The following is a 14097-nucleotide window of genomic DNA, read 5'->3' as shown; positions in this document are numbered from 1 at the left end:
AATATTTATAGTTGGCAATAACTTATAGTATTTGCTATTAATATAAGTTAACTAAATAAGGATGTCTTCGCACTACATAGGGAAAGAGGCCCCTGACAAAGATGTTATGTGCTTCCTCGGATAAACGAGCATCTGTCGAGTGCAATAATGTAACACCCACTTATCACTTCAGCATAATATATTTATGCCAAATCTAATTTATGGGGATTTTATGATAAAATTTCCCACCATTTATTTAAGGCTTAAGCAGAACCAGTGAATATTTTAAGCGAAAACGAGTTGTTAACTAAATGCGCATTAGCTTGGGGTGATTCTGGAGCTGAAAAGGGTGAGGTATTTACCAAACCAAACATCGTTGATTTTATGATTAAGACCTCAGGAATTGATCAAGCCATACTGCTTACGGAAACAAAAATATTAGAGCCATCTTGTGGTCAAGGTGATTTCGTATTAGCAATAGCTAAAGAGCTTTGCAAAAAAGCATCATTAAACGGGATTGTAAATGGCGGTAGATTCAATTCATTAGTCACAGCCTATGACATTTCAAGTGAGAATATTTCAAACGCCAAAAGAAAAACGCTTGAGATATTAAATTCTACCTTCAGCTTTGAAGACTCCAAAGAACTTGTTGAGCAATGGTATAAAAATACTGACTTTTTACTTGAGGAAAAGCAGTCCCGTTTTACACATGTTATCGGGAACCCTCCCTACATCAGAATTGAAAACATACCTGTAGATCTGCTTAAAGCATATAGAAAAACATTTTCTACGATGAAAGAAAGAGCAGATATTTATATTGCATTCTTTGAAAAATCCTTATCCTTACTCAATAATAAAGGTGTTCTTTCTTTTATTTGTACAGATCGATGGACGAAAAACAGATATGGATCATCCCTGAGAAAATATATTTCCAATTCATATCAACTTGATCTATTTGTCGATTTGTATGGGCAAAATGCTTTTAAAGCAGAGGTACTTACATACCCAGCAATAACGCAAATCTCCAAGCAAAGCAATAAACAAACCATCATCATTCATAATCCAAACATTGATGAATTATTCTCTAATTTGGTAGCTAGATCATTAAATAGAAATATCGTTGACTTCGAAGGCGCTATTGTAAGAAAAGATGTTGTGAACTCTGATAAACCTTGGATGTTTGGCTCGCCCGATGAGTTAAAGTTAATCAATAGATTAGAAAGTGAGTTTCCATTAATCGAAGATACTGGTTGTAAAATTTACATTGGTGCTGCGACTGGAAATAATAAAGTATATGTTGTAGATGGCAATCTTGATATTGAGCAGTGCCGTAAAATCCCTATGGTGAAGGCTGGAGATCTAAAGGACGGATATCACCGAGATGCACAACAGTTTCTTATTAATACTTACGACGAAAATGGTGTTATTGACTTAGAACGCTTTCCAAAACTACAATCATACCTAGAAATACATTCCGAGGTACTAAAGTCTAGACACATTGCTAAAAAGCAACCGGATGCATGGTTTAAAACTATTGATCGCGTATATCCTGAACGTGCTGATAAAGCTAAATTGTTAATACCAGATATAAAATCACAACTAACTGTAATATATAGTGAAGGATTTCATCCTAATAACTCAATCTATTATATATGTTCAAAATCTTGGAGCTTAAGGGCGTTGCAAGCAGTTCTCCTATCAGGTTTAGGGCAGTTGTTTGTTTCTGTATATTCAACAAAGGTTTCAGGTGGAAATTTAAGATTTCAAGCGCAACATTTGAGGAAAATTCGTTTACCACAATGGAAAAATATTTCCATAACAACCAGACTTCGGCTAGAAAATGCTGCTGTAGTTGGTGATCTTTCAGAGGCTAAGAAAATTGTTTTTTCGCTGTATAATTTTTCTGAAAGTGAAAAACAGATACTAGGGTACTAAATGTCGAATATGATAAATAATGCGGTTAGAAACTTCTGGAATGTTAGATCTGGAGGGCAAGGGGTTCTTGGTGGAAAAACTTTAGATGGATTTATTGAAGTCATTAACTCAGTTATTTTGCACTCAGGAATACCTGAGGTACAAATACACACAAATAAGCAGGCTTCCCAACTACCTGGATATTTTAGACCCCATAAGTCCTGGGATGTGGTCGCCGTTTCTAGGGGGCGTTTAGTTGCAGCTATTGAATTGAAATCTCAAGTTGGATCAATTGGGAATAACTTTAATAACAGGACAGAAGAAGTTCTTGGTAGCGGCACTGATCTCCACACCGCTATCGAAGAAGGAGCTTTTGGAACTGATGCTGAAATATTTACAGGCTACCTGATTCTAGTAGAAGATTCTGTAGCTAGTCGTAACTTTCCATCTATTAATATGAACCACTTTCCAGTAATGCCTGGCTTTCTTGCAGATGAAACGATTAGAGGTACAACTTATCGACCCAATGCATTGGGTATTTATCCTAGAGTTCAGGGAGTTTCATACTTAGAACGATATGACTTGCTTTGTAAAAAATTGGTTTTAAAAAACATTTACACGGCAGCAGCACTAATTATTGCCGATCAATCTCAGTCAATTACAGGACAATATAGGAACTTGACGCCTCAAACGAGTATTAACACATTTCTAACAAAATTGGATAATCACTGTCGCCTTATTGCAAGTTATGGCTGATATAGATCAACCATAATGAAAGGTGGTATTTGAAAAATGCTAACTACACATATTAGCTAGCAAACCCATATTTTTTATAATCGCACATAACAAGAAAGTCCAGGTGACGCCTTCGGCGCACCTGATTTAGGCGTTAGCTACCAAGGAAAGTTATGTATAACCTGATAATAGGATATGTTGGTCCGTCGGACTCTGAAAATGAAGTTGTCGTATCTTCGTCACGATTTTTGGAATATACCGATTCTGAAACTCAAATGAGATATCGGGTTCTCAATCCTGATGCAGTACGTGAAATTAAAAGTTTTCCTGCTCTTTTTATGCAAGAGCACTATGCCGATGGTGCCTTTATCGCCAAAATAGTAAACATAACAGGCTCGGGCAGAGACTACCGCATAACTTTTGAAAGAGATCAAAGTATTGGTGTTATACCTCCTGCTGACATTGAAAAGTTAGCCCTTGAATTAGGAATTGATGATTTCGAATTTTATAGAACTCATTGGGCGGTTAAAAATACAGATTTATACCGAGCTCTATCTGAAAATAAACTAGATGACACCAGTGAAGTTGAAGTACCTGAATTTATCGCACCAAATAAACCACCAACTGATGGTTCTGAATTTAATAAAGATCAAGTTTTTATCGTTCATGGGCATGATGAACACGCCAAAAATGATGTGAAAGCTTATGTTGAATCTAAGGGGCTTGAACCTATAATTCTTCACCTTCAAGCTAGTGGTGGTAGAACGATAATAGAGAAAATCGATCATTACAGTAACGTTGGATTCGGTATTGTTTTGTATACTGAATGCGATATCGGAGCAAAAAGAGATTCTTTAACTTATAAATGGCGTGCAAGGCAAAACGTAGTTTTTGAGCATGGGTATTTAATAGCTAAATTATCTCGTTCAAGAGTTGCTGCACTTGTTAAAGGAACCGTAGAAACACCAAATGATATTAGTGGTGTTGTATATGTATCTATGGATGCTGCGGGTAATTGGAAAAATGAACTAGATGCTGAATTAATTAGTGCGGGGTTTAGTGTAAATGGTAGCTAACAAGAGTCTAAGGTTACGACAGTCCGCTTATGGCACAAAGCGGACTACCCCCTAAGTCCACTCATTTAACTCCCAGCTATAAAACCCTTACTCAATACTAATACCTTGTTTTAAAAGGTACTCCACTGCTTTATTAGTATGTGGCTTAAATGCTTTCCAGCGCCCAATTGCTTTATTGTTAAGTGGTTGGCGTACTTGCATTTTACTTGCTGTAGAAACCGGTGCGGTGTTTAAGTGAAAATCTATACATTGCTCCTGCCACTCTAAGTTACAAAAGCTGACTAACTCTTTAATTTGTTGCTCGGGCTGTGCGACTAATTCTTCGTATTTTACTAATTTTATATTGCTGTGCAGGGTACTAAAGTGCTGCATTAGTTTGTAAAAACGGCTGTAAAATTTTGCTGTGTCGAGTAAGTCGAGCGAGTACGCGTAGTAGGGGTTATTAATGGTAAATAATTGGCGATAGTTGCCAATACAGGTGTCCATTGGATCGCGCAGCATACAAATTATTTTGGCGTTTGGCAGTGCTTTGGTTATTAAATCGATATAAAAAAAGTTAAACGGGAGCTTATCAATAAAGTGTTTATGGCTGCCTGTTATTACGCGAGTCGCGTTTAAATAAGTTGTCCCAAGCTGATTAAAATCAAGCTCATACGCTTGAGTGAGAGTTTGAGTATCGAGTACATGCGGTGTTTGAGTCTGGCTTAACTTTTTAACGCTTAGGCCAAAGTCTTGTAATTCTCCGGCCGATTGTACGTCGCTGTGGCTCGATAAAATACGCTCAACCAATGTGGTGCCAGAGCGGGGCATACCTAATACAAAAATAGGCTCTGCCGTTGGGTTACCTTGTGTAAGCGCGTGTTTATGCTGCTCACTTAAATGTTTAATGTGTTCAAATAATGCGGTTGAGCTTTTATGATCAAACGGCTGCATAGCACGTTTAGCCGCCTTACCTTGCTCTAGGCTTTTAAACGCATCATCAAACTTACCTATGTCTTGGTACTCTTTTGCAAGTGCGTGGCCAATGTGTAGTTTTGCATCGGGATGAGTGATTTGCTCAGCTACGGTTTTTAAGCGCTCAATATGATTGTTTTGCTTGCTTACTTTAGTTAAATCACTTAATGCAAAATGACTTTGGTGGTGCAGCGGGTTAAGCGCTATGGCATTTTCAAAAGCGTGTTGGGCTTTATCAAATAGCCCTAAAAACTTAGCGCTTACACCGTAGTTATAATAAAACGGAGGTTGAGCTTTGTTAGCCGCTGTAGCCAGTGTAATAGCGCGCTCAAAGTAGTTAAGTGCGTGTTCGTGAATGCCTGCTTGAGTAAGTGCAACGCCGAGTGTGTCGGCATCAAGGGCTTTAGTTATTTGCTTTAATGGCACCGATAGTGCGGTGTTTTTTGCTTTTTGTAATTCGCCAGTAAGTGCGTAACATTTAGCAAGTTGCGCGGTGTATTCAATACTTTGGCCAAGGGTAAGGGCTTTTTCGATGAGCTTTATTGCTTTGTGTATTTGCCCAACAGTTAAATTAACCATAGCTAACAAAAAATACCCATCAGCAAAGTCTGGTTTGAGTGTCACTAACTCCACTAGGGCTTTGTGTGCTTGCTCTATTTTACCTTGGTTTAGGGAGTGTATTGCGCTTTGATGAAGTTGCTTTAAATTTGGCTGCATGGTTTTGGTAATTATTATTTTGTAAAAGAAAATAAAAAGGCTCAAATAAATTTGAGCCTTAAAACAGTATTTAAAAAGTGAGACTGTTTAAAAGTCGCTTAAATTATATTTCAAATTTGTAGTTAAATTTAACACCTACCGTAAGCGGGCGATTAATGTAATGGCCGTAGTTACGTTGTATGTCGGCGCCATTAGCTGATGTTATGTCTTCATCTGAACGACGAACGGATGTAACCGCGTATTTGTTGAATAGGTTATCAACATATAGCGTAGTTGACCATGCATCAGCTGTTAATTTAGCTGATATATTACTTAAGCTGTAACCTGGTAGTGTTTCGCCGTTATCACGAAGCCCTACTCTTGAAAGCACGTCGCTTTGCGCGGTTAAACCGTAGTTAATATCAAGCGTTTTGTCGTTAAACACGTCTGTTTGATAGTTTACACCCATAGAAAATTGATTTTCAGGTGAGCCTGGTAAACGGTCGCCGTCTTCTGCGCCATCGGTACCATCGGCATTAAACAAAAATGGTGCGTCTGATGTTAGCTCTGCTTTTGTGTAAGCATAGGTTGCGTAAACTGAAAACGAGTCAGATAAAATAGCACGGGTTGAAATTTCTACCCCTCTTGCATTAGCGCTGCCTGCGTTTGAAAGGTACGTTAATTGACCTATATCTGTAGCGCCTGTAATTTGTGCATCATCCCAATCTACGTTAAATAACGCGGCGTTAAAGTGTAGCTGGCTTCTAAACCATGTACTTTTAAAGCCTAGCTCGTAGTTTGTTGTGGTGTCGGCTTCATATAATAATTCGTCAGGTTTACCACAACCTGTTTGTTGATCCTCAACAATTGGATCAGGGCAAGACACTAAACCGTTTGAACCGCCAATTCTAAAGCCTTCGCTTACTGTTACATAGCCCATTACTGAGTCAGTGAACTGGTATTTAGCATTAAATTTAAATAAGTTACCGTTATCGCCTGCTTCGTCTTTTTCGTATGCAACGGTAATTTTGTCAGGATCTACTCCACCATACAATGTATTGGCTAGAGGAAAGTCAAAAGCCGCTTGCGACTCTATATCGTATTTGTAAAAACGGGCACCAATGGTCACATCTAATTTGTCGGTAACTTGGTAGCCAACTTCACCAAATAGTGCAGACTCAGTGACGGTACTTTTTGTAAGCTCTAAGTATTCTAATGAGTCAGGTCTTAGCTGCTCGCCACCAAAGTTATCGATAGCGAATTGGTCAAACCCAGGGGTAAACTCTCGGCTTGATGCTTCGGTTTCTGTTTTGTTGTAAAAGCCACCCACAATCCAGTTAAAGTCGCTGTCGCCTTGCGACACTAAGCGAATTTCTTGAGTAAAGGTATCTTCTTCGTCAATTTCACGGGTAAACGTTGAAAACGAAGGAAACTCTTCATAACCGTAATCAAGACGAATTAGTAAGTCTGTTTGATCGCGTTGACCGTCGGCATCAAAGCTCGAAATACCGGTTGCCGATACTAGCTCTGCAAAACCTAGGTCGGCTTTTAGTTCGAGGCTTAGTAATTGATCTTTTTTCTCGCGCGGCTCTTCAAAGCGATAAGCCGATTCGTATTTACCTATTACGTCGCTTAAACCGTTGTTTGCATTAAGGCTGTTGTAATGAACAATCGAGCGGCCTTCGCTGTCTTGGTTTTGGTAAAAGTAGTTTAGCGTACCTTCAAACGATTCATTTGGTTTAAAGCGTACGGAAATACGACCTGTTGTGGTGGTTTCGCCGTTGGCGTCTTTTACATTTTTAAGGTTGTTATTAACTGCTGAGCTGTCGCTCCAATCTGGATCTGGCAACGATACGCCAGGTTCACGTACTACATAGCCGTAATCGATAAAACCCGGATCTTCATATACATTTAAGCTGGCGCGTACCGCTAATTTATCTTCGATAATAGGAAGGTTAAATATAAAACCACCTTCGCCACCTAGAGAGTCACTTTCTTTTGTTTGAAACAGGTCGCCGTAAACTTCAAGCGATGTAAAATCAAGCTCAGGTTGTTTAAGCATGTAACGAATTGCACCGCCTAATGTGCCTGCACCATATAAGGTGCCTTGTGGCCCAATTAATACTTCAACACGCTCAATATCTACTAGGCGCATATCTACCGAAACCGGAATTTCGTTAATGTAAGTAGATACCGTGCCGCCATCTGATGATGGACCAGATGAATTGGTATTTAAACCACGAACAATAATAGGCGAGCCTGAGCGACCACCTTGATCGGTAATTGTTAAACCAGGTACCCAGCGCGCTACATCGGCAAGCTCATTGATATTTTGATCTTTCATAATATCTGCATCAAGGGCTGTAATATTTAGCGGTGCATTTTGCACAGAGCCGCTGCGCCTTGTTGCTGTAACTTCGATTACTTCGAGTGATTTGTTTTTAGCTGCAACTTCTTCTTGAGCAAGTGCGGCATTAGGCAATAAAAATACGCTAGAAACAGCGCTCGAAATAGCCAAGGTTAACAAGCTTGGTTTAAACATAAAAAGTGATCCCCGGTTCAAATGTTTTACATTAGTAAATTAAGTTAGCAGTTTATCAGGGAGTGAAGTAGCTTGGAATATTTAAATTGAATTTTAATTCACTTTTATAGAATAAATATATTTTGTTTGTGGGGGGTATTTAGTTAATAGGCAATATAAGCAATAGCTTAGTCCTATTAGGTACAGCTAGGTTAAAAATCGCACTCTTGTTTAAAGGTAAATAGTCATTCATTTTTTAAAAATGGCTTTATGATGTGCTCGTTAAACAAATTATTACATTAAAATTGATAGTTTATAATGTTATTAGTTATGCTTTTATCAGCACTATTAAAGTATATTTTTATCCCCATTAAGAGTGTTAAGTCGGAATTATAAGTAACTGTGTAAGTTATTGAGTGAGCGTGTTTGATTGCCGCTTCGTATTCTTTTTTTTGTTTTGTTCGCACTTTTTTGTGCGTGTTTTTAAGGATTAACAATGAGCCAACTATTTTCGCCTTTATCACTTGGGCAAGTAACGTTAGATAACCGTATTATTATTGCACCCATGTGCCAGTATTCAGCAAACAATGGCGCTGCTAGCGATTGGCATACTATTCATTTGGGCCAATTGAGTTTAAGTGGTGCAGGATTACTTATTTTAGAAGCAACAGCAGTAAACCCAGAAGGGCGTATTAGCTATGGCGATTTAGGGCTTTGGAATAACGAAACTCAACAAGCACTAGACAAAAGCCTAAAAGCAGTAAGGCAATACAGCCCTATGCCTATTGGTATTCAGTTAGCGCATGCTGGGCGCAAAGCATCAACTGAAAAACCATGGGACGGTGGCGATGCCATTGCACCTGATGATGTTAATGGCTGGCAAACGCTCGCCCCTTCGGCAATTGCGTACGACGCTAACAGCCCAGTACCAAAAGCAATGAGCCAATCCGATATTGACTCACTAATTGAAGACTTTGTCAGTGCAGCTAAACGCGCTGATGAACTCGGCCTTGATTTAATCGAGCTACATGGTGCGCACGGTTACCTGTTACACCAGTTTTTGTCGCCACTTTCAAACAAGCGCGATGACAACTACGGTGGTAGCCTAGAAAACAGAATGCGCTTATTGCTTGAGGTATTTAAAGCAGTACGCGCGGTATTCCCAAGTGAAAAAGCAGTGGGTGTGCGTATCTCGGCAACCGATTGGGTTGAAGGCGGCTGGGATTTAGAGCAATCGATAGTGCTTAGTAAAGCGCTTGATGAACTCGGCTGTGATTTTATTCATGTAAGTACGGCGGGTTTAAGCCCTGAGCAACAAATACCAGTAAAACCTAATTTTCAGGTGCCATTTGCAACAGCGATAAAAAACGTTGTTAAAATGCCTGTAATAGCCGTTGGTTTAATCACTGAGGCGCAACAAGCCGAAGATATTATTAGTGAGCAGCAAGCCGATGGCGTAGCACTTGCGCGTGGTATTTTATATAACCCGCATTGGCCGTGGCATGTTGCTGCAGAGCTTGGTGCTACAGTGACTGCACCTAAACAGTATTTACGCTCAAGCCCACATGGGCAGCCATCCCCAATTAAGTAAAGTTTAGTTTTTTGTAAAAACCCAATCAGCGTTTGCTGGTTGGGTTTTATTATTTTTGTAAAGTAGGATACACATGACCCAAACAGGCGTTTCACCACAACCACTTAGCAATACACTCGTCACTATTATTGCTTTGTGCTGCGGCCTTATTGTTGCCAATATTTACTACGCTCAACCTATCATTGAGTTACTAGCACCAGAGGTGGGGTTAAGCTCGCATAGTGCCAGCCTTATCGTATCGCTTACACAAATAGGTTATGCCTTAGGTTTGTTTTTTTTAGTGCCTTTAGCTGACTTAATAGAAAACAAACGCTTAATGCTTATAACGCTCGCTGTGTCGTTTTTAAGTTTAGTGGGTACGGCATTGGCTGATTCACCTAATGTAATGCTTATTTTATGTTTGATGATAGGTATAAGCTCGGTGTCTGTTCAGGTTCTTATTCCGCTTGCTGCGCATTTATCGTCGGATGAAAAACGCGGACAGGTGCTTGGTAATATTATGGCAGGTTTGCTGTTAGGTATTTTGCTTGCAAGGCCAATATCGAGCTTAATAGCCGATCACTTTGGTTGGCGTGCTGTATTTTACTTTGCAGCAGGGTGTATGGTGTTTATTGCAGGCGTGATTTATTGTGCTATTCCAAGCAGGCAACCTACCCATAAAACAACGTATTTTAAGTTATTAAAATCGCTTAAACAGTTAATGATTAGCCAACCAGTGCTGCGCCAACGTTCACTTTTTCAAGCATTAATGTTTGCATCGTTCAGTTTATTTTGGACGAGCGTACCGGTTGTGCTTGCCCGTGAGTATGGTTTATCGCAATCAGAAATAGCATTGTTTGCATTAGTGGGTGCGGCAGGTGCTGTAGCTGCCCCCATTGTTGGTCGCTTGGCAGATAAAGGCTATACACATCAGGTATCGTTACTGGCCAAAGTAATTGCAGCAGTGTGCTTTTTACCAAGTTTATTTGAGCTACCTTACGGCATTATAGTATTGGCATTAACCGGTGTATTTATTGATTTTGCTGTGCAGGCCAATATGGTATTGGGTCAACGTGCAGTGTATGCACTAGAGCCGCAAAGCCGTGCGCGTTTAAACGCTATTTACATGACGAGTATATTTGTAGGTGGCGCAGTAGGCTCGCTTATTGCCAGCCCATTATATGAAGCGTGCGGGTGGACAGGTATTGCTCTGGTCGCGACGGGCATGCCGCTTATTTCGTTGATTGGCTATTTGGTTACAACTAAAAAGCCAAGTAAGGCTGTGAGTTAAAAAATTACCGGATACAACATAATAAAGTCACCATGTTGCGTGGTGACTTTATTTAGATTATTTAGGTTATTTGGTAGTTAACTAAGTAGTCTGTTTTTTTGCGTTTGAAAACGAGCTACCAACAGAGGCAATAATTACCAGTAATATTGCCAGCCACTGCCAAATAGACAATAGTTCGCCTAATATGAGTAATCCGGCTAATGCTGCAATTGCGGGCTCTAAACTCATCATAATACTAAAGCCTTGCGACGACATATTACGCAAAGTGATCATTTCTAGGGTATACGGCAGGGCGCTTGAGAGTACTGCAATAGCAATACCTAACGGAATAATATCCCAACTGAATGAAGAGGCTTGCAAAATTCCGCCATAGGGCACAAGTACAATGGCCGAAATAGTCATACCCATAGCCACAGTTGCACCACCAGAGCCTTGATTACCGGTTTTTTTACCAAAAAGAATATAACCTGCCCAACATGCACCAGCGGCAAGCGCCAATATAACGCCAACCGGATCTAGGCTTTCTTGGCCTTTCATATCAGGCAGTAATAATAAAATGCCCGCAATAGCACAGCCTACCCAAAATAGATCACGCTTACGGCGCGATGAAAATAATGCAACTGCTAATGGGCCGGTAAATTCAAGTGCAACGCCAATACCCAGTGGAATACGCTCTATGGCGTAATAAAACAAAATGTTCATACCGCCGAGGCTCAGGCCGTAAATTAAAATAGGAAATCGTTGGCCTGCGGCAGGTAAGTGTTTCCACGGTTTAAAAATCAGGCATAAAATAGTGGCAGAAAAACCTAAACGCAGTGCAGTAGTCCCTTCAGGGCCTACAATAGGGAAGAGTTGCTTGGCAAGCGAGGCACCAGATTGGATAGTTACCATAGCGAGCAATATACAAAAAACAGCGAGTAAGAGTTCTTTCGTAGATGAATGCATTATTTTCCTTGAGTTGAGTAACTCTATCAATTAGTTATGTAATGCAGGGAGTATAAAAGCTAAACCCCTCCGATATTAATGGCGGCATAGTATCTTTTTTTAAATTTATAGGTAAGTGTTTGCGACCAAAAATAGTGCAATAAAAAGTATATTAAATAGGGAAGGTAAATAAAGTAAGAGGTAAAGTTAGCAAACAGGCGTTTACTAACTTTAATCAGTTGGTTAAAAGGCCTTAGTGGGCACTTTTATTAACTAAGCCATCAAGCGAGTAGAGGCCTCGTTTTTCATCATTTTTGCGTTTAATTTCTTCAAGTGCACGCGATTCTACAGCGTCAAATAAAGCATTAATTAAGCGGTTAAAATGTTTGTGCATTGCACTGCGCGCTGCATTTGCATCATGCGACTTTAGGGCTGTATAAATAGCGGTGTGTTCGTCCATAACGCATTCGTTATTGTTTTTACACACACTGCCATAGTCAGCAACAATTTGTGGGTTTGTTAAACGTAAATCCCACAAGTTAGACACTGCAAATTCAAGTGCTTTATTGCGCGTTGCTCTAGCTATAATTTCGTGAAACTCACGGTCGGCTTGCTCAACATACAGGCCTTTTTCCATAGCAATTAATGTTTTATTTAGTTGCTCTAGTTCTTCTTCTGTAATGCTTTGAGCAGCTAAAGCGGCAATTTCGCCTTCAATTAATGCGCGAGCTTGAGTAAGTTCAAATGCACTGATCTCTTTTGATTTTATAGATGCATTTTTTTGTTCTACTACGTAAACACCAGAGCCAGTTTTAACTTCAACTCGGCCACGTACTTCTAATGCGATAATAGCTTCTCTAATGGTAGGGCGGCTTACATCAAACATTTCTGCAAGTTCACGTTCAGGTGGTAAACGACTCCCAGCAGAAAATTCGCCTTGATTTATTAAAGACTCAATTTTATCAACTATGCGCCAAAATAAGCGACGATTACCCATACTTTACCTTCATTACCTTAAGGAATAATGGCCTCTGGGGCCTATAAGTCAAAACCAACTGTTAATATCAGAGGTTACCTTAAAATTCACTATTATGTCAAAATTCTAACGCGATGTTAGGGTTAAAACCACTATACACCAACGGTTGCATTCTTGTATCACCAATTTAGTTTAAAATAATGTAATTGGCCAGCTTGATTGGTAATGTTTTTATGTGTTAGGTTAGATTTAAGGTTATTGAGTAATAAATATTGGTAATAAACCGAGTTGGGTTGTCAGTGTTAAGTTTGTTGTAGAAGTATTTGATTGCCCATGGATGGGGATCGCTATTTTAAAGTGTTTTGTAAAATGTGTCATTGTACGAGAGCTATTTAAGCTTTCTTCTGGGCGTTAGCTGTCGTTGGTTAACGCCCATATTTTATTTAATTAGTCGTTAGGGTACACAACCCCAAGCTGTTTGCGCGCTTCATCAAGAACGCTCATTACGTTACTGGCTAAAATGTGCGTATTAACAGGTGACTCAAGGATATTTTGCTTCACTAATGACATGAAATGCTCAACTTCGTATTTCATAAAGTGCTCATCAAACGGCTGGGATATAATCTCTACATCACCATTATTAGCAATAAATTCCACTTTTTTAAGTTGCGATACGGCTTCTATACGTATGCGCCCAAGCTCGCCTTGTATTTCGGTTATGTTGTCGCCTTGCGATATTTTGGAGTAACTAATAACGGCTTGTTTATCTGCATAGTTTAGTAATACATCGCCCGCACCATCTACACCAGTATCGAGCAATACGCCACTGGCACTCACGCTTTTTGGTGCCCCCCAAAGTGCAATTAATAAATACAGCGGGTAAATCCCTAAATCAACTAAAGCACCATTTGCAAACTCGGGTAAAAATGTGTTTGGGCGTTCTCCATTTTTATACTTATCGTAACGCGATGAGTATTGGCTGTACTGGCCAATATATTTACGTGGTGTGCCAATTTTTACTATTGCCTGTTGTAGCTGTTCATAGTTAGGCAAGTGAGTGGTCATCATGGCTTCCATGTAAAGGCGCTGATGCTTTTTTGCTGTAGCTATAATGCTTGCAAGCTCTTTAGAATTGGCAGCTGATGGTTTTTCGCCAAGGACATGTTTACCCGCTTCTAGACACATAACGGCATATTGTTTGTGTAAGCTATTAGGGGCGGCTATGTAGACAGCATCGACATTTTGATCTTGGCAAACTTGCTCGATTGAGGTGAAAATTTTTGCTTGTGCATTTTGTGGGTGTTTGGCTAAAAATGCTTCGCCGCTAGATACTGCGCGCGAGCACACCCCATATAAATTAAAATCGTTTAACGTATTTGCAGCGGCTAACAATGTGTCGCTAATAAAATTGGTGCCAACAATAACAAAGTTCATGCTCACTCCTTAGCTTAAATAAAAATA

The 14097-nt window shown here is 39.7% G+C and carries 10 protein-coding genes; 5 read left to right on the top strand and 5 right to left on the bottom strand.

Annotated elements, in window-relative coordinates:
* Positions 1 to 255 precede the first annotated feature (255 nt).
* The 3 genes from ABX891_RS19410 (at position 256) to ABX891_RS19400 (ending at position 3704) form a co-directional block, all read left to right on the top strand.
* On the top strand, positions 256 to 1914 hold the full coding sequence (locus ABX891_RS19410) for an Eco57I restriction-modification methylase domain-containing protein (protein WP_354630425.1): 1659 nt from the start codon (positions 256 to 258) through the stop codon (positions 1912 to 1914).
* Positions 1915 to 2649, top strand: a complete 735-nt coding sequence (locus ABX891_RS19405) for a PaeR7I family type II restriction endonuclease (RefSeq protein ID WP_354630424.1) — start codon at positions 1915 to 1917, stop codon at positions 2647 to 2649.
* Between the two features lie 152 nt (positions 2650 to 2801).
* Positions 2802 to 3704 (top strand): TIR domain-containing protein, encoded by a 903-nt coding sequence (locus ABX891_RS19400; RefSeq protein ID WP_354630423.1) that lies wholly within the window; start codon positions 2802 to 2804, stop codon positions 3702 to 3704.
* Positions 3705 to 3791: 87 nt separating this feature from the next.
* On the opposite strand, the gene ABX891_RS19395 is transcribed toward ABX891_RS19400, so the two are convergent.
* Together ABX891_RS19395 and ABX891_RS19390 are read right to left on the bottom strand one after the other, a co-directional pair.
* Positions 3792 to 5375: a tetratricopeptide repeat-containing sulfotransferase family protein gene (locus tag ABX891_RS19395; RefSeq protein ID WP_354630422.1), complete on the bottom strand. Its 1584-nt coding sequence runs from the start codon at positions 5373 to 5375 to the stop codon at positions 3792 to 3794.
* Positions 5376 to 5478: 103 nt separating this feature from the next.
* A complete protein-coding gene (locus ABX891_RS19390) occupies positions 5479 to 7896 on the bottom strand; it encodes a TonB-dependent receptor (RefSeq protein WP_354630421.1) in 2418 nt (805 codons plus the stop codon).
* A gap of 475 nt (positions 7897 to 8371) precedes the next feature.
* Between ABX891_RS19390 and ABX891_RS19385 the strand changes: the two genes are divergently transcribed.
* Positions 8372 to 9466 carry an NADH:flavin oxidoreductase/NADH oxidase gene (locus tag ABX891_RS19385; RefSeq protein WP_354630420.1) on the top strand — a complete coding sequence of 365 codons (1095 nt, stop codon included), beginning with the start codon at positions 8372 to 8374 and terminating at the stop codon, positions 9464 to 9466.
* Between the two features lie 73 nt (positions 9467 to 9539).
* Entirely contained in the window at positions 9540 to 10736 is a 1197-nt protein-coding gene (locus ABX891_RS19380; protein ID WP_354630419.1) for an MFS transporter, read from the top strand.
* Positions 10737 to 10817: 81 nt separating this feature from the next.
* On the opposite strand, the gene ABX891_RS19375 is transcribed toward ABX891_RS19380, so the two are convergent.
* The 3 genes from ABX891_RS19375 to ABX891_RS19365 all read right to left on the bottom strand — a co-directional run bounded on the left by ABX891_RS19375 (position 10818) and on the right by ABX891_RS19365 (position 14070).
* A complete protein-coding gene (locus ABX891_RS19375) occupies positions 10818 to 11681 on the bottom strand; it encodes an EamA family transporter (RefSeq protein ID WP_165723380.1) in 864 nt (287 codons plus the stop codon).
* Between the two features lie 232 nt (positions 11682 to 11913).
* Entirely contained in the window at positions 11914 to 12657 is a 744-nt protein-coding gene (locus ABX891_RS19370; protein ID WP_002960591.1) for a FadR/GntR family transcriptional regulator, read from the bottom strand.
* Positions 12658 to 13083: 426 nt separating this feature from the next.
* Positions 13084 to 14070: a Gfo/Idh/MocA family protein gene (locus ABX891_RS19365; RefSeq protein WP_354630418.1), complete on the bottom strand. Its 987-nt coding sequence runs from the start codon at positions 14068 to 14070 to the stop codon at positions 13084 to 13086.
* Positions 14071 to 14097 lie beyond the last annotated feature (27 nt).

The sequence above is a fragment of the Pseudoalteromonas sp. NCIMB 1079 genome (assembly GCF_040567695.1).
Taxonomy (GTDB): Bacteria; Pseudomonadota; Gammaproteobacteria; order Enterobacterales; family Alteromonadaceae; genus Pseudoalteromonas; species Pseudoalteromonas distincta.
This window is presented reverse-complemented; position numbering and strand designations above follow the sequence as displayed.